The organism is Paenibacillus sp. FSL H7-0703 (assembly GCF_038003485.1).
Taxonomy (GTDB): Bacteria; Bacillota; Bacilli; order Paenibacillales; family Paenibacillaceae; genus Paenibacillus; species Paenibacillus polymyxa_B.
In genome coordinates this window covers 526,269-543,105 of record NZ_JBBOPF010000001.1, presented here as the reverse complement: position 1 = coordinate 543,105, position 16,837 = coordinate 526,269, and the positions used below count along the sequence as shown (strand labels likewise).

Sequence of the window (16,837 nt, the reverse complement as noted above, 5' to 3'; positions counted from 1 at the left end):
ATATGGAGAACCGCTACTCTATTTGTCCCGTTTTTTACTGATTAAGCCCGTTTTATTCCTTAATCAAAAAAAGAAGCGGCAGTATACTGTAGTCATGCAAATGAAAGCGTAATCATAAAACACACTGCATGAGGGGGATTAAACACATGAAAAAAACTTACAGAAGTTGGAGTGCAGCTTTGCTAGTGCTCACCATGTCTATTGGATTGGTCGCTTGTGGCGAAGATAACTCGACCTCTTCCAAGAGCGAGGCAGAGGCCGGTACGATCAAATTGAAGGTGTATGCGCAGCATTTTGATGACGATACCATAAAGCCGTTCGATTATGCGGTGGAAGAACTCAAAAAGAAGATACCAAACGTAGAGATTGAACTGGATCCTGCCGTGCAGGATGGAGGCCAGAAGCTGAAAACCTATGCGGCAACGGGAAACATGCCAGACATCTATTTAGCGGATTGGTCTGTTCTGCAAACTTTCGCAAAATCGAAAAATGTTGAGGTGCTGGACAACTATGACACAACGGCCGAATTCAAGAAGAATCTTAACCCGGGTGTTGAATCGCGTTTGGTAGCTCCAGACAATCATGTATATGCTTATCCCGAAACCGGTATAGAATTCCAAATGATCTATTATAACAAGTCAATTTTTGAGAAGGTCGGAATCAAAACACCGCTTAAGACGATTGACCAGATGGCCGATGCAGCGAAAAAGTTGAAAGCCGCAGGTTATGTACCTATGTCAATATTTGCCAAGGAAAAATGGATAACGACCGCTTTTTATAATGGACTGGTTACAAGGGAGCAGCCACATGGATTCGGAGCACTTGATCAGAAAGGTGTAATAGCATTGCCGAAAGCATTTGTAACAGCGGCTCAGCAGATGAAGCAATTGCAGAGAGCAGGATTGTTCGATGCCAACGCCACGAATACCAATTATGATCAGGCATCGTCCTTATTTTATCAAGGGAAGGCTGCTATGTTCGTGAACGGACAATGGGAAATTTACAGTTCACAAGAAAAGCTGGGCGACCAGGTTGACTGGATGTACTGGCCTGCAAAGGATGAAGCAACCTACGAGAATTCCAAATATTTCATAGACGGCTCGGGTTCACCACAAGGTTACGCAGTATCACCGAGTAGCAAAAACAAGGAAACAGCTGTAAAGGTAGCGGCCTTCCTTGCCACAAAGTCAGCCGAGTACAGATACACCCAACTTGGAAGTCCAATTGTTTCGCAGAAAGTGGATAAGCCAATGGCCTCTAATGTCCCAGCAATGATGCAGCGAGTCGTCAAAGAGTTGCTGCCAAACGCGCAGGAATATGCTCAACTTCTGAGCAATACAAAAATTCAGAACACCATTAATGACAATACTCAAAATTTAATGGTAGACAATTTCTCTGAACAGGATTTTGTGAACAATTTGAATAGTACATTGGAAAAAGAAAACTGAGAATTCAGGGATTCGGCAACCCTTGGCGGATAAGTCGTTGGGGGATGCTGTTCCAAATATAAGGGGTGGAAGCAAGACATGAATAAATATTTGGGGAACAAATCGGCGCTCGCACTGTTTCTCCTCCCTGCTTTGATACTGTATAGCGTGATACTGATATATCCCGTTCTGCAAACTGTTCTTCGCAGCTTTTATGATTGGGACGGCCTGAGTACGCTGACCTTTTCGGGACTGAGTAATTATCGGGAACTGTTCTCCGATCCTCTACTTGCTACTTCGCTTAAGAACGGATTAATCTTTGCCATTGTGCTGGCGGTCTTTCAGATCGGACTGGGAACACTATTAGCGCTAATCTGTGCGGACCCGCGCACACGCGGGCGAAAAATACTGAAAACGTCTTATTTTATCCCAGTTGTCTTATCGGTAACCGTGGTGTGCCAGCTGTGGATCGCAATCTATGACCCAACTAACGGATTGATCAACCGGCTGTTTGATCTCTTGAACATCCCTTATCAGCAAAATTGGCTAAGCTCCCCGACAGCATCGATTATTGCCATCGCCTTCGTTAATGCCTGGCAGTTTATGGGGTATCAATTCGCGCTGCTATATGCAGGAGTTAAGTCAGTACCCGAAGACTACTTTGAAGCCGCCACGATTGACGGCTGCAGCAAATGGAGAGCGCACTGGCATGTCACACTTCCTCTGATGAGGGAAACTTACAAATTCTGCTTTATTATTGCGATTACCTCTGGAATTGGGGCCTTTGTGCAGATGCTGATTATGACAAATGGTGGCCCCGGCACTACAAACTATACAATGACATTCATGATTTACCGATATGCTTTCATGGAAAGCAACTATGGGTATGCATGTGCTGTATCCGTGCTGCTTGTACTAATCTCACTATTGGCAACTGTAGTCATCAATAAGCTGTTCGACCGCGGACAAACCGCCTGATAAGGCGTGTATCGAAAAGGAGAACGAAATGAGTAAAACCGCTTTGAGCAAGTTCAGACAAGCTGTTCTGCAGATACCGCTGTGGTTGTATTTTATTGTTTCGGTCTACCCGTTGTTCTGGATGGTTTCCTACTCGTTCAAGAACAACGATGAGATCTTTGTCTCTAATCCATTTGGACTGCCGACGCATTTTCGTTACGAGAATTACATTAATGCCTGGACGCAGTTTAATATTCCCCGTTACTTTCTGAACAGTCTGGTCGTATCAACGATTTCGACTCTGTTCATCCTTTTACTGGCTCTGATGTTTGCCTTCGCAGTGGCTCGTATGAGATGGAGGTTTCGTTCTGCCGTTCGGACTTATATGATCATAGGAATGTTTATGCCACTGCAGGTTATCATGATACCGCTGGCGATTCTGGTTCGCGATTTTCATCTTACCAATACGTATGGAGCTCTTATTCTTCCTTATATCGCAATTGGCCTTCCTTTCTCGTCCATGATTTTTTACGGATTTCTTATAGGAATTCCTAAGGAGATTGAAGAGGCGGCATGCATGGATGGAGCTAATATTTATAGACTGTTCCTGAAAATCATTTTGCCACTTGCATTGCCCGCAATTGCGACGGTGGCCATTTTTCAATTCTTGAACAACTGGAATGAGTTCACTTTGGCCTATATTCTAATTTCTGATGAAAATATGAAGACATTACCACTCGGATTGCTTTTCTTCCAGGGTTCCTACAGCACGGATTGGGGAGCCATGGGAGCTGTTATGACTATGGCCTCCTTACCGATGGTACTCGTCTATCTGTTCTTGAGTGAACAAGTGGAGCGGGCGATGACGGTAGGTTCGGCTGTAAAAGGATAGAAAGGATAGACTGCCCGGGGTTGAGAATCAGAAAAAGATTCTCAACCACGGGCAGTTTTGTTATGTACATACGTTAGTTCAATCCGACGATGGTCTGTAGGTAATCAGAAACCTTACAGCAAAGAAATGTTTTAGTAAGTTTAAACTACTGCTCGCTATGACGAAGCTGATTATGATGGTAATAGTTAGGCAAGGAAAGAAGTGAGCAGAATTTGAAAGATCCAAAGCAATGTTTCAATGAAACATTAAAACTCGTAAAAGGACCATTATAACAGTAACAATAACTTACCAACTTCAATCGAAATAGAAGCGATAAGCATTAATATGGATATTAAAGATCTGGAGGATCTATATTTATTTTGTAAATCAGAACTCTTGGGCTATCTTTTGAGAAATATTGCATAACAAACAGGATGCTGAAGATTTATTGCATGAATGCTTTATTCAGTCGAATTCTCTTGATGGCAAGTAATGACGAGCAAAGAACTACTTGAATTGCGTCTAGTTCAAGAATACTCCATAAAAGAAACGGCTAGAATTTTAGACAAAAGTGAAAGCTCTGTGAGGTCTTCGCTACACAGAGCTCAAAACGCATTAAATTAAGATATATTTCCTGAACTGATTTGGATGAAAAGCGGAGTAGACATAGAGTCTGCTCTTTTTTTGCTTGATACAGAGATATAACAATAAGATCGATATTTTCCACCATAATAGATAATAAATATCCCCTTTTTTTGGATTGTTTCTATTTATAATGAAAGCGCACCCATAACAATCAAAGGAGCTGATTTGTTTTGACACGTAACAAACGCTTAAGAAGATTGTCCACCGCCATGTTAACGGTGCCTATGCTCACGATGTTCGCTTCAGGTGCAATGGCAGAGCAGGAATTGAACAGACATAAGCCTCCGGTTTCTACTGGAAGCGGCGTATTTTATGAAATTTATATCAATTCTTTTTATGATTCGAATGGAGACGGACACGGTGATTTGAAAGGAATCACACAAAAACTTGATTACTTAAACGATGGCAAACCCCATTCGGGTAAGGATTTGCAGGTCAGCGGCCTCTGGCTTATGCCCCTAAATCCATCTCCAAGCTACCATAAATATGATGTAACTGATTACTATCAGGTGGACCCGCAGTATGGGAGTCTAAATGATTTCCGCACCTTGATGAAAGAAGCGGACCGAAAGGGCGTCAAGGTGATCATGGACCTTGTTATCAATCATTCGAGCAGCGAGCACCCATGGTTTAAGGAGGCCAGTGCCAACCCACAAAGCAAATACCACAACTATTACGTATGGGCGGATGAGAACACAGATCTGGATGAAAAGGGCTCGTGGGGTCAGCAGGTATGGCATAAGAATCCGAACGGCGAAGGATATTTCTACGGTACATTCTGGTCGGGCATGCCGGATCTGAACTTTGACAATCCCGAAGTCCGCAAAGAAATGATCAAAGTCGGCAAGTATTGGCTGCAGCAGGGTGCAGACGGGTTCCGGCTTGACGCGGCGATGCATATTTTTAGAGGACAGACGAAGGATGGTGCGGATAAGAACATCGCCTGGTGGAATGAATTCCGTTCCGAGATGGAGAAGGTAAATCCAAATGTATATCTGGCAGGAGAGGTATGGGACAAACCGGAGACCATTGCTCCTTATTACGGACCGCTTCACTCCCTGTTTAATTTTGACCTGGGTGGAACGATTTTGAACTCCGTGAAAAACGGCCGGGATCAGGGTATCGCGACATTCGCCGAGAAAACGCTGCAACTGTACAATTCGTATAATAAGGCGGCACTCGATGCTCCGTTCCTGAGCAACCATGACCAGACCCGTGTCATGAGCGAACTGGGCGGGGATGTGCGAAAAGCCAAGCTGGCCGCTTCCATTCTTTTGACGCTTCCGGGTCAGCCGTTCCTGTATTATGGGGAAGAAATCGGCATGAAGGGAGAGAAGCCTGATGAGTATCTTCGTGAGCCTATGCGCTGGTACAAGGGAGATGGCCCTGGTCAAACGACGTGGGAGAACCCCAAATACAACACAGGCGAGGTATCGGTGGAAGCGCAGCTGAGGGACGATGATTCCTTACTGGAAAGCTATCGCACACTCATCCGTCTGAGGGAAGAACATGAAGCTTTACGCAGCGACAGTCTGCAACCTTTACAAGCAGGTTCTGCCAGCGTGACCGCATTTAAACGTACTTCAGGCAAAGAAACAATGTATGTATATCATAACCTGTCTGGAGAGCCGGTTACCTTGCAGATAAAAGATTTCGATAAGGGTAAATGGAAAGTGGTCTTCTCCACCTCAAAGGATGTAAAGGTGAAGAAAGGAACAGTTACAATTCCAGCTTACAGTTCTCTAATTACCGAAGAAGACAGAAAGGGCTGAATATAGGGCAAAATTACCGTTCAGATGAAGCAGGATATATATCGATGAATCCAGTTTGGGGTGTTAACAGCACCCCATTTTTCTATATAAGTTTTGCTACATACGGATAGAGGATTTAAAACCGTCAGGAGATCAGTTATATGTCAAAAAGACAGTTTTTACGACAGTTGTGTGTTGAACCGGGAAATTACTGGTTTCAACTAGACCACTTCGATGTAAAGCACGCCCCTTAGAGTACACACAGGGAAGGATAAATGACATTCTCCAGTGTATATTCCAAGGGGCATTATTTAATACCCTCAATTATAGTAAAGATCGGACGATTCCATATGATTATAAAGGGGGTATACCTTCCGGTACCTTTCAGCTCTTGCACTTAGCAAGCAACTGCTCATCGAACGGTAGATTCTCTTTGATCGCCCACAGGTCGTCATAGCTGAGAATCCAGCGATCGGCTCTGGACAGATCCTGCCGGCCGGAGCCGGGGTTGTGAAAGCCGATGCAGTACATTCCTGCACTTTTGGCTGCCTGGACCCCGTTCTGTGAATCCTCAATAACGATGCAATGGGCCGGTGCAATGCCTAGCTGCTCGGCGGCGTATAAGAAGATGTCCGGTGCAGGCTTACCCTGCAATACCTCTTCACCGGTGATTCGAATGTCGAAGTAACGGCCAAGTCCTGTCTTTTCCATAATGAGATCAATCAGCGCCCGTGGAGAGGAAGAGGCCACCGCGACCGGAATCCCTTTCTCTTTCAGCCAGTCCAGCCACCGCTCCAGTCCGTCAATCGCCACAAGGCCCTCGTGTGCAATCATCGTCTGCATCACATTTTTTCGGTGATATGACAGGACCTCTTCCACCGTATTGGTGAGCTGATGCCTGTCCAGCACTTGACGCCACATGGATTCGAGTGTCACTCCGACATAGGTGTGATGCTCTTCTTCCGTCATGGGCGCACCGAAATGGGCAAAGGAGCTGCGTTCGACCTCAAAGTAAATCGGTTCGCTGTCTACTAACACACCGTCCATGTCGAAAATGACCGCTTTGACCGGAACGGACGCTGATAGGTCTCCTGTGCATTCATTATTGGTCGGTGTAACATGATGGATGCTCGTCATGTCCATTCTCTCCCTTGTTAGTAGCTAAATTTAGTTGCCGGAGCCATTAGATTGCAGTACAATCTTGATCGCCTGAGACGAAGGCTGAAGTGTCCGCTCGCTGATATTGCATCCAAGCGTCTTAAAGGCTTCATGGTAGTCATCAAGCGGATACGAGTGGGTTATGATTTTTTTGGCGGGAATGATTTGTTGCTCAATCAGATAATGCGCCGTGGAAAACGTGCCCAGAGAATCAATCGAGCCGATGATTTTAAGGCTACGGTCAACTACCTCTTTCGGATTAAACGAACTTATCCCATCTCTCAGCCCCACCAGCATCAAATACCCGCCGCTCGCAAGCTGGCTTAGTACCTCAGTGCCGACCACTCCTGTGGTATCCACAATCATGTCCACCTGATTTTTTAACGGAGCCAGCTCATGAATGGCCGACTCCAGTGTGGCGTGCGCGGACCACCGTTCGGGAGCAATAGAATCCGCTATAGCGAGCCGTTCCTCCGAGATGTCAACAAGGCAACCAGTTATGCCTTTCGAAGCAAGAGCATAACTGTACAGAATCCCGATCGGACCTGCGCCTAAAATAACGGTTGTGAAGTTCGGCAGCAGGTGAATCTGGTTGATTCCGGTCAGCATACAGCTCAGCGGTTCGGTCAGCGTCGCTTCTTCGTAGCTGATATGGTCCTTCAGCTTGTACAAAAAACGGTCCTCAGTCACATAATAATCGGTGAACGTACCGTCGGCGCTGACTCCGGTCTCGGTTACGGATTTGTGTGTGCAATGATTCTGTCTTCCTGTCCGGCACATTTCGCATTGGCCGCAGTAGTATGTTGGATCAATCACCACCCTGTCCCCAGGCTGCAGTGAACTGACGGCTGATCCTACAGCGATCACATCCCCCGCTGATTCGTGGCCCAAGATAGTGGACGGAACGGCATGATATTTGCCACTAATGATACCTAGGTCCGTACCGCATACGCCTGTCGCCCGAATTCGGACGAGTACATCGTTATCTTTTTTTATCTCCGGGATAGGTCTTTCCTCAAGTGCGACATCCCAAGCCGATTTGTATACCAGTGCAAGCATAAATAGTCCTCCTTTTGCCTGTTAGGCAGATGGTTAGTGAAGGGTGGTCAGAACAGCGTCAAGCCGCTTGGCAATTTCAACAATTTCATCTTCCGTAGCCGTGAGGGAAGGTCTCACTTTGACCACATTGCCGTAACCGTAACGGGAGCCTCTGAGAATCAGCTGCTGTTCGGCAAAAGCGCGGTCGATAATCGCATTGCTCTTAACTGCGTCTGGGGCATTATCCTCGTCGACAATTTCCAGTCCCCACATCAAGCCGACTCCGCGAGCCTCACCAATGATACAATCGTGCTTGTCGGCCATCTCCGTCAGCAGGGTCCCGAGCAGGCTTCCTTTGGACCGAACGGCTTCCAGAAAACCGGGTTCAGATACAACCTCTAGCGTGGCTTTAGCTGCCGTAACCGAGATTAGATTACTACCTGAGGTGAAAGAGTGCTCGTGCTTCTCGAGGACATTAAGACGAGACTGCATCAATACTGCTGCTACCGGTACACCAATGCCGCCGAGACCCTTGGCGAGAGTAATGATATCTGGCTGGATATCAAACAGTTCACTTGCAAACATATAGCCTGTCCGCCCAATCCCGGTCTGCACCTCATCAGCGATTAGGATCAGCCCGTACTCGTTGCACAGCTGACGGAGACGCTTAAAATATCCTGCAGGTGGGATGATATTGCCTCCGTTGCCCAGGATGGGTTCAATAATCATACAGGCCACAGAACCTGAGCTTGCATACTCAATGGCATCCGATATGGCTTCGACGCATTGATAGCCACACTTGTCAGGCGAAGAATTAAACGGGCAGCGATAGCAGTAGGGAGCAGGTACATGCAGGGAATTCGCTGCAGCCGAGTTGGGAAACTTCCTCCGCCGGAAGGCGTTGCCGGATATGCCTGTTGCGAACTGGGTCTGCCCATGATGGGATAGATACAGGCTGATTATATCGAGCGCTCCCGTATATTTCTGGGCTAGCTTCACAGCGCATTCGTTCGCCGTGGAGCCGGTAATATCTCTCATCCATCCCGCGTCGATGCCGTTCGGCGTATACTGGATCAGATGATCCAGGACTTCCTCGACGTAAGGCTCGGTAAAGGATGAGGACATGTGGGCAAGATTGGCGACTTGTTCCTGTACTTTGGTGACGACATGAGGGTGATTATAACCGAGCGATAGATTGAAGGTGCCAGACACGCCATCCAAATATTCCTTACCGGAATCGTCAATCAGAGTAATGCCTTTTCCGTATCTGAAGCGTTCTTTGGTTAAGGTATGCACGATGTTTCCCTCCATATCAGAATATACATTCTCATTAAGTACATCCTTAAAAAGTGTACTGCCCTGTTACAACATAAAGCGGTGGGCCTCACCTCCCCCAAGAATAAAGAATCTCATCCCTCCTTGCCCTGATGGACAAGGGAGTCAACTACCCGTCTGCTCCTGCCATTCCACAGATGCGAGAAAATGACCGCTAGCAGCAAAATTAGGCTGAAAGCCGCCAAAATCCAAAGGGTAGCCGTCACCGACCATTCGCTCATGCTCCAGCCTGTTACATATTGAAGCACTGCTCCGCCAATTCCGCCTGACGCAATTAGAATGCTGGTCGTTCTCTCGGTCATTCCCGGAATCAGCACGTTCGCATAGACGAGGGCAATACAGAAGAGACCGGACATGAATAACCCTGCACCAAAAATCAGAAGGTATGTAGCCCACTGACTGGAGACAAACGCCATTGCGACCAGAAAGCAGAAAGTTCCGATTCCGCTCCAAAGCAGGAAAGGAATATATCCTGCGGACTCTGCAATCTTCCCTGAGAACATGCGGCCGATGATCATCGCAATCCATAGTATGCTAACACCCAACGAAGCTACGGATTCCCGAATCTGCAGGGTCTCGATCAGAATAGAGGGCAGGAAGTTCATGAGCCCCAGTTCAAGCCCCATGTAAACAAAGAAGAATACAATGAATATTCCCAGTAACACACGGTGCTGTAGAGAGTACCGGGCTTGTTCGACCGATCGCTCAGAGGTTTGGAGATCTGCTTGGATAAGGTGGGAAGAGGAGGAAGTAGGCATGGTAATCCAGAATAGCCCCAGAATAAACGTCAGAAGGGAGATGGTGTAGAAGGTCAAATACCACATTCCAAGCCAGATATACAGGCTTACCACTGCGGGAATGAGCAGTGCACCAAGTGCAAAATAGACATCCAGCTTGGACATGGCTACGGCTTTCTGCTCATCGGTGAACTCAATCGTGAACGCTCCGATGGATGACTCAATGATGCCTGAGCCGAAGCCAACCCAGATGGTCATCACGATAACCCAGGTCCATGAGGGGAGTACCCCCAAGATGGCATACCCTGCTACGATACTAACCAGGGCAATGGACAGCATAGACTTGCGACCGATGTGTAGAGCCATGAAGGGGGAGAACAGAACACCGACAAGAAATCCGAAAAACTGAAGGAACAACAATAATCCGCCATCGCTGTACCCCAGTCCATAGTAAGGCAGTAGGACCGGCAGTAATGCTCCAAGCACCACACTAGTAATGCCGATTAACAGATAGAAAGCACAACTTAAAGCGAATAGTCTCTTCAAGGTCCGTCCCTCCATAAGTCTATATTTTTTATATGGATTCTGTTGCTTTACTAGATTATACCTTTTTATTGGAAATGTATATATCTCTTTATATAAAAAATGTAAAAATAATCGTTCGACAATTTTACACGTAATAAGATCAGCCCAAATTGTTTTCGGGCGCCAAACCGCTCATAATTGAGGCATAACTTTGTGTTTGCAAAATTAGGTTAGTAAGGATACCTAATAGTTGTTTTACTTAATACAACTATGATTGATAGGGTAGGAAAAAGAATGTTAACCGCTTACAAGTTAAAAGGGAGAGGGAATTTATTCGAAAGTCGAGAAGGAGAAAAATGAAGAAGGCAAGAAGAAATGCAGTGCAGCATAATTATCAATAGTCATGTGTACGGCTTTTTTGAACTTTACAACAAAAGGAGTCTACCAAAATGAATTTTTATTTAGAAATCCCGGAGCTTGACCGACATTTTCCTTTCCGGAGTTTTATTAATAAAGGCGACGTGCTTTGCTATCCTCATTGGCATAAAGAAATTGAAATTATTTATGTGACCCAGGGAACCTTGGATCTGGGAATTAACGATATTTCGATACGCATGAAACAAGGTGAAGTTCAGTTTATAAATGGGGGTGATGTTCATTATTTCTTGGCTTCTCCCGACAGCGAACGGGTGGTTATTCAATTTGATCTGAGCTTTTTTCAAGAGGTTTCCACATTAAGTGATCAGAAACGCCCTCTTAGATATATATTTACGGAGATGGAGCAATCAAGCTGGAACTGGCCAGAAGAAACAGTAGCTAAAATGCTTCCTCTGATTCAAAGCATTTATGATGAGAACGTCAACCACCACGAAGGTCATGCCTATATGATCAAAGCCAAGTTGTTTGAGATGTTGACTCTTATTATGCGTGAAGTGCCGAGAAGCATGACGCCAAGGCTTCCTGAAATCTCTGAAAGACCCTTAACACAATCAAAGGACACCCTTAATAAACTGGAACGTATTTTTGAGTATGTGGAATGCCATTATCATGAAACCATCTCGCTGAAGAATGTCGCTAATTATATGGGGTTCAGTCCCTATTATTTCGCCAGGCTATTTAAGAAGAATACGGGGATGACCTTTGTAGCATTTTTGAATGATTATAGACTAAATAAGGCCAAATGGATTTTGCTGAATGAAAACAATTCGATCACTGAGGTCGCAGAGGCAGCAGGGTTCAGTAGTGTAAAGACGTTTCATCATCTCTTTAAAGAAGCAACAGGAACATCACCATTGAAATACCGCAGGACAATATTCGGGAATAAAACAGCAAGAAATGAGGAGGAAAGCTTTTCATGAGATTTGTATGATAGAGCTATCCGACGAAGTGAAGGGAGAGTTACGAGGACATTAAAATTTATTGATCTATGAGCAACCACTTGATACACGGTGGGCTTAAACCAGGAGTGGAGGAAGATGAAAATGGGCAATCGTATATACAATGTAGTCATTATCGGTTATGGAGGCATGGGAAGCTACCATGTTCAATTGATCGAATCTAATCAGCAACTTGCCGTTGGCGGTGTATATGATATTGTCGATTACCGAATGGAACTGGCTGCGGCTGCCGGCTATAAAACCTATGCCAGCCTGGATGCCGTCCTTGCCGATCAGGCCGTGGATATTGTTTTGATAGCAACACCTAATGATGTTCATAAGGAAATCGCGATCCAGGCACTGCAAGCCGGAAAACATGTCATTTGTGAAAAGCCGGTTACGATAACGAGCGCGGATTTACTGGACATTGTTGAGGTGGCGAAGAAAGAAAATCGTGTGTTTACAGTACATCAGAACCGTAGATGGGATGAAGACTTCCGAATTATCAAAGATATAATTGGCAATAAGACCGTGGGTGATCTTTTCCACTTGGAATCGCGAGTTCAGGGGGCTAATGGCATCCCAGGTGACTGGCGGCAACTAAAGGCATATGGAGGAGGAATGCTACTGGATTGGGGAGTACATCTGTTGGACCAGCTGCTTCAGATTACGGACAGTAAAATAGAAAGCGTAGCTGCTACCCTTAGCTATATTTTGGGGACTGAAGTGGATGACGGCTTTACCAGCTTTATTGAGTTCAAGGACGGTCTGACCGCAGTCATTGAAGTGGGTACAACCAATTACGTAAAGCTGCCGCGCTGGTATATTAAAGGAACTGAAGGAACCGCAATGATTAGAGATTGGGATTTGAGTGGAGAGATCGTCACCCGAAATCCAGATGTCGCTCACGTGGAACCCAAGCCGATTCAAGCAGGTCAAGGATTGACGAAAACGATGGCGCCGCCGTCTGAGGAATCTACCCTTAGGTTCCCGATTGAGAAAATACCTGCTGCTGCAGAAAGCTTTTATGAGAATTTTGTCTCTACCATCGAAGGAAAAGCGGAGATTGCGATCAAAAATGAAGAAGTACACCGTGTACTGGTGCTGATTGAGACGATTTTTGAGGCGGCAGCAACCAAAAGCGTGATTCGAAGAACTATTTAAATCCGCTCTATTTTTCGATCCATCATAAGAGAGAGATATAGGATCCTGGAGAGAACCAAACAGTATTGATCTAATGAAATTTTGGGATGCATTTAAGTAATCAGTAAACCTTTGAATGGTGAGCAAAATAATTTTGCCCACCATAAAACCAAGCGGGTATCGCTCCACAATCGAATTCTATTGCTTGATCATTTTTAAGTTGCTGAGATTTCGAATAGGTTTAATTTACACGTAAAGAGAAAAGAAGTTTTTACATAAAATCCGCTATTTCCTCCTTATAAATCAACATATTCTACTCTGAATTCTTCCATAAAAACATAAAATAATCCATGAGAGTGATAGAATAATCATTTGTATGAGAAAAGAGGAAGGGAGAGATCGTTTAATGTAGTGTGCGACCAGAAGAATATAGATGAAGGGACGTAGAGAATGAGGAGTTATAAACGAAGATCCTGGAAACGCTAATTTTCACTCATGATTACGGGGATACTTGTATTAACATCTGTAATTGTTGTAACGCCGATCAATGCTGCACACGATAAAGATATAAAATCATACAGGATGTTGTGTACATCTACTCTAGCCGCTGGGGTGCAAAAGGTTTATTGTACTTTGATCTCCCGGATAATCCTGCCTCCGGTAAGATCGGTGAACACGGGTCTTTCTTGAAGCCAATTTTTTAAAAGAAGCATGAAGGAATGACATTCCTAGGAGTGTCGGTGATTTGAGGTTTTAAAAACACACTCATAAACATATGGGTGTGTTTTTTGGTGTTGAGGATGAGTCGTTCATGCCATTAACTGAATTTTATCATGATTAAGTAATTCGCCATATTCCTCTTCATAGATTGAAAGTAGCACAGATGACAAGAAGTGTAGCATTTTCTGCAGCTTATTACGTTAATGTAGACACCCTAACATACTTAAGAGTATTCTTATGTGTACTTAAGAGGAACCCCATCGCAACCAAAACTAATGAATATGCAAGTAGATAAAGGAGGTCCATATATATGAAGTCTCACACCTCTGACCGTATTAAAATCCCGCTAGGATTGTGGGCAGGATTATGTAAGTTAGGGTTTGGCGCCCACGACGTAGCTCGCAAAGCACGATTGCCGATCACCATTAGTACTGAAACAGTAGTCACCACCGCTCAATATTTCGCGATTTGGCAGGCATATTCTGATCTCATTGGTGACACTGCACAAGGAATCATCAAGCTTGCGACCGTCTTTGATACAGCCAAGTACCCACCGACTGTCTTAGCGACTTACCATGCTCGGGACTACCGCGACGCTCTAAACCGAATGGTTCGGTACAAACAACTGTGTCCCCCGGAAAACCTACATATCACTGAGAAGGGCGAGCACTGTACAATTGATCTGGAATGGCTGTCTCCCGAGCAATCTGGCCCGCCGATGCTGGTGGGTATTACGCTGGCTTGTCTTCTGGAGATTGGACGCCGGGGGACAGGTCAACCTTTGACAGCGCAGCTTGTTGAATTTTCGCACTCCATGGGCGATGTACAAGCCCTTGAAGCATACTTCGGCTGTCGCATCCGAATTGGTGCAAAATGTAACCGACTGACGCTACATCGAAGAGATTTGGACCGTCCCTTTGTCTCGTACAACAAAGAGTTGCTGGGAATCCTGACTCCTGCTCTGGACCGATCGTTGGATGAGCAGCAGCGCAGCCGCTCAATTACTGAGATGGTCAAATGGATCCTGAAACGTAGCCTTACAGGAGGGCGTCCTGACATTCAGGCTGTGGCGAAGGAGCTCAGTATGAGCGATCGTACCTTGCAGCGCCGGCTTACTGACGAAAATACGAGCTTCAAGTTTCTATTGACACAAGCTAGGCATGAGCAGGCACGAGAGTACTTGGCAGACCCCTCGCTCGATATTAAAGAGGTGGCATTTTTGATTGGATATGAAGACCAGAATTCGTTTTACCGCGCCTTCCGCCAATGGGAGGGTGATACACCTTCAAATTGGCGGACTGAACACTTAGGTACAAACTCGATATCAGGAGCACGTTAGGACTGCCTAATGAGTTTTATCATTTGGCGTGTTAAACAAGAACTTTGGCGCAATATGCTAGTTACTGGACAATCCAGACAAGATAATATAATCACTATCCAGAGCTCAAGACTGTTTTAAAAAAGGAGAAGTGTATTATGGATATGGGATTAAACTATAAAACAGCTTTAGTTACAGGATCAACGAAAGGCATAGGTAAAGCAACTGCCATTGAACTAGCCAAAGAAGGTGTTAATGTACTAATTAATGGACGAAATTATGAAGAGGTAGAACGAACTGTAAATGAAATTAAGTCAAATTTCCCAGCTACCTCCCCTCAAAATGCGACTGCCGATATTGTGGATATTGGACAAAGAGAAGCTTTATTTGAAAAATACCCTAGTATTGATATTTTGGTTAACAATACGGGTATTTATGAAATTATGCAATATGAGGACGTAGACGATGAAGTATGGGAAAAATACTTCCGTACTAACGTTCTTGCTGCAAATGGATTATCAAAATTTTATTTACCTAAAATGTTGAAAAATGATTATGGCCGCATTATTTTTATTGCGAGTGAAGAAGCAATTATGCCTTCAGGACAAATGCCGCAGTATTGTATGACAAAATCTATGTTGTTATCATTGTCAAAAAGCTTATCTAAATTAACAATAGGGACAGAAGTTACAGTCAATACGATCATGCCGGGACCAACACTCTCTGAGAATGTGCACCAAATCATTGAGAGTATGTATCCTCATGAAGATATGACTTTTTCAGAAAAAGAGAAAGATTTTATGGTTACAAACCTGCCTCAATCTGAAATACAGCGATTTATCAAGCCTATTGAAATAGGTAGACTAGCTACATTTGTATGTAGTCCTTATGCATCTGCATTTAAAGGTTCTCCAATCCGTATGGATGGGGGAATGGTACCGACTATTTTTTAGCGCTTGTGGAGAAGCTTGCTGAAATTAGCGCTGACATTGCGGAACATTATAATAAGATGAAGTCAAATATCACTCGAGGGTAGGATGAGGATCATGAACCATTTTGCTATGTATGGAAAGTTGACGGCACGTCCAGGGCAAAGGGACGCTCTTGCAGACATCTTGCTAGAAGCGGCCGATCTGTTGAAGTCGAATAATGACTGCTATTTGTATATAGTCAATGTGTCAGACGACGACCCGAATGCGGTGTATGTGACCGAACTGTGGAAAGATGCAGATGCCCATGCAGCCAGCCTTAAGAACGAAGAGGTACTGGCGTCGATACAACGCGGCCGACCGTTGATTATTGGAGCGGAGCCCATTAAACTGCGTGCTCTAGGGGGAAAAGGCCTGTAGGGTCATGATGCAGTTGCTGCTACCACTGCAGCCGATCACTCGGTTGCTTTTAAGCTAACCAGCAGGATAGTCCTAATGAAACACTTTTGAAACATGTGAAAGGTTGGCAGATAAAATTGGCCCTGGTATAATAAGGGTAATTCACTAAGGAGAGATTTTTTTGTCTGGAGCTGTTCTTTACTAATCCAATTCCATAAAAAGAGGTTTTCATGCACCTACTATTCGTCTGCCCAATTTTTGTATTACGGGTGGGGATTTGAAAGCTTCGGAATTAGTTAAGAACAACGGATACTACCAGATCCTTAGGGATACCTGTTATAATGAGTCCAATCCGTGCTGGTTCAGCGCGGATTTTTTTGTGGCAAAATAGCAGGTGATATGAGGGTAGGAATGACGTATGTTCATTCCTGCCCTTTTCTAATTTTAGCAAAGGGGGATAGAAGGGAATTACTCCAATTTGGTCCAATACAACCAGACTTCTTGAATG

General features: G+C 44.8%; 14 protein-coding genes. 10 read left to right on the top strand and 4 right to left on the bottom strand.

What is annotated here, in order from left to right; translation table 11 throughout:
* The first annotated feature begins 146 nt into the window (after positions 1 to 146).
* The 5 genes from MHB46_RS01970 to MHB46_RS01955 all read left to right on the top strand — a co-directional run bounded on the left by MHB46_RS01970 (position 147) and on the right by MHB46_RS01955 (position 5,672).
* On the top strand, positions 147 to 1,448 hold the full coding sequence (locus tag MHB46_RS01970) for an ABC transporter substrate-binding protein (protein WP_341161422.1): 1,302 nt from the start codon (positions 147 to 149) through the stop codon (positions 1,446 to 1,448).
* Between the two features lie 78 nt (positions 1,449 to 1,526).
* Entirely contained in the window at positions 1,527 to 2,405 is an 879-nt protein-coding gene (locus MHB46_RS01965; RefSeq protein ID WP_061830977.1) for a carbohydrate ABC transporter permease, read from the top strand.
* A 28-nt stretch (positions 2,406 to 2,433) separates the two neighbouring features.
* The gene (locus MHB46_RS01960) at positions 2,434 to 3,276 is read left to right on the top strand and encodes a carbohydrate ABC transporter permease (protein ID WP_341161421.1); all 843 of its coding nucleotides are present in this window, start codon (positions 2,434 to 2,436) and stop codon (positions 3,274 to 3,276) included.
* A 471-nt stretch (positions 3,277 to 3,747) separates the two neighbouring features.
* Positions 3,748 to 3,879 (top strand): RNA polymerase sigma factor, encoded by a 132-nt coding sequence (locus tag MHB46_RS26180; RefSeq protein ID WP_342420142.1) that lies wholly within the window; start codon positions 3,748 to 3,750, stop codon positions 3,877 to 3,879.
* 191 nt (positions 3,880 to 4,070) lie between these two features.
* Complete coding sequence (locus MHB46_RS01955; protein WP_341161420.1) at positions 4,071 to 5,672, top strand: alpha-amylase family glycosyl hydrolase; 1,602 nt, start codon at positions 4,071 to 4,073, stop codon at positions 5,670 to 5,672.
* A gap of 363 nt (positions 5,673 to 6,035) precedes the next feature.
* Here the strand turns inward: MHB46_RS01955 and MHB46_RS01950 are convergent, their stop codons facing one another.
* The 4 genes from MHB46_RS01950 to MHB46_RS01935 all read right to left on the bottom strand — a co-directional run bounded on the left by MHB46_RS01950 (position 6,036) and on the right by MHB46_RS01935 (position 10,465).
* Positions 6,036 to 6,788: an HAD family hydrolase gene (locus MHB46_RS01950; protein WP_341161419.1), complete on the bottom strand. Its 753-nt coding sequence runs from the start codon at positions 6,786 to 6,788 to the stop codon at positions 6,036 to 6,038.
* 30 nt (positions 6,789 to 6,818) lie between these two features.
* The gene (gene gutB1, locus MHB46_RS01945; protein WP_069291925.1) at positions 6,819 to 7,868 is read right to left on the bottom strand and encodes a 2-amino-2-deoxy-D-mannitol dehydrogenase GutB1; all 1,050 of its coding nucleotides are present in this window, start codon (positions 7,866 to 7,868) and stop codon (positions 6,819 to 6,821) included.
* Positions 7,869 to 7,901: 33 nt separating this feature from the next.
* Entirely contained in the window at positions 7,902 to 9,143 is a 1,242-nt protein-coding gene (locus MHB46_RS01940) for an aspartate aminotransferase family protein (RefSeq protein ID WP_165179840.1), read from the bottom strand.
* A 113-nt stretch (positions 9,144 to 9,256) separates the two neighbouring features.
* Positions 9,257 to 10,465, bottom strand: a complete 1,209-nt coding sequence (locus MHB46_RS01935; RefSeq protein WP_341161418.1) for an MFS transporter — start codon at positions 10,463 to 10,465, stop codon at positions 9,257 to 9,259.
* 428 nt (positions 10,466 to 10,893) lie between these two features.
* Here MHB46_RS01935 and MHB46_RS01930 point away from each other — a divergent pair, with 428 nt between their 5' ends.
* The 5 genes from MHB46_RS01930 to MHB46_RS01910 all read left to right on the top strand — a co-directional run bounded on the left by MHB46_RS01930 (position 10,894) and on the right by MHB46_RS01910 (position 16,350).
* The gene (locus MHB46_RS01930) at positions 10,894 to 11,802 is read left to right on the top strand and encodes an AraC family transcriptional regulator (RefSeq protein ID WP_341161417.1); all 909 of its coding nucleotides are present in this window, start codon (positions 10,894 to 10,896) and stop codon (positions 11,800 to 11,802) included.
* Between the two features lie 117 nt (positions 11,803 to 11,919).
* A complete protein-coding gene (locus tag MHB46_RS01925) occupies positions 11,920 to 12,984 on the top strand; it encodes a Gfo/Idh/MocA family protein (protein WP_069291929.1) in 1,065 nt (354 codons plus the stop codon).
* A 1,009-nt stretch (positions 12,985 to 13,993) separates the two neighbouring features.
* On the top strand, positions 13,994 to 15,022 hold the full coding sequence (locus tag MHB46_RS01920; RefSeq protein ID WP_341161416.1) for a helix-turn-helix transcriptional regulator: 1,029 nt from the start codon (positions 13,994 to 13,996) through the stop codon (positions 15,020 to 15,022).
* 137 nt (positions 15,023 to 15,159) lie between these two features.
* The gene (locus tag MHB46_RS01915; protein ID WP_341161415.1) at positions 15,160 to 15,954 is read left to right on the top strand and encodes an SDR family NAD(P)-dependent oxidoreductase; all 795 of its coding nucleotides are present in this window, start codon (positions 15,160 to 15,162) and stop codon (positions 15,952 to 15,954) included.
* A gap of 93 nt (positions 15,955 to 16,047) precedes the next feature.
* Positions 16,048 to 16,350 carry a putative quinol monooxygenase gene (locus tag MHB46_RS01910; RefSeq protein ID WP_028541298.1) on the top strand — a complete coding sequence of 101 codons (303 nt, stop codon included), beginning with the start codon at positions 16,048 to 16,050 and terminating at the stop codon, positions 16,348 to 16,350.
* Positions 16,351 to 16,837 lie beyond the last annotated feature (487 nt).

Bases quoted from the DNA above. Each gene is read 5' to 3' on its own strand.
- MHB46_RS01930 (WP_341161417.1), top strand. From the start codon at position 10,894: ATGAATTTTTATTTAGAAATCCCGGAGCTTGACCGACATTTTCCTTTC.
- MHB46_RS26180 (WP_342420142.1), top strand. From the start codon at position 3,748: ATGACGAGCAAAGAACTACTTGAATTGCGTCTAGTTCAAGAATACTCC.
- gutB1 (WP_069291925.1), bottom strand. From the start codon at position 7,868: ATGCTTGCACTGGTATACAAATCGGCTTGGGATGTCGCACTTGAGGAA.
- MHB46_RS01970 (WP_341161422.1), top strand. From the start codon at position 147: ATGAAAAAAACTTACAGAAGTTGGAGTGCAGCTTTGCTAGTGCTCACC.
- MHB46_RS01920 (WP_341161416.1), top strand. From the start codon at position 13,994: ATGAAGTCTCACACCTCTGACCGTATTAAAATCCCGCTAGGATTGTGG.
- MHB46_RS01915 (WP_341161415.1), top strand. From the start codon at position 15,160: ATGGATATGGGATTAAACTATAAAACAGCTTTAGTTACAGGATCAACG.
- MHB46_RS01965 (WP_061830977.1), top strand. From the start codon at position 1,527: ATGAATAAATATTTGGGGAACAAATCGGCGCTCGCACTGTTTCTCCTC.
- MHB46_RS01950 (WP_341161419.1), bottom strand. From the start codon at position 6,788: ATGACGAGCATCCATCATGTTACACCGACCAATAATGAATGCACAGGA.
- MHB46_RS01960 (WP_341161421.1), top strand. From the start codon at position 2,434: ATGAGTAAAACCGCTTTGAGCAAGTTCAGACAAGCTGTTCTGCAGATA.
- MHB46_RS01925 (WP_069291929.1), top strand. From the start codon at position 11,920: ATGAAAATGGGCAATCGTATATACAATGTAGTCATTATCGGTTATGGA.
- MHB46_RS01910 (WP_028541298.1), top strand. From the start codon at position 16,048: ATGAACCATTTTGCTATGTATGGAAAGTTGACGGCACGTCCAGGGCAA.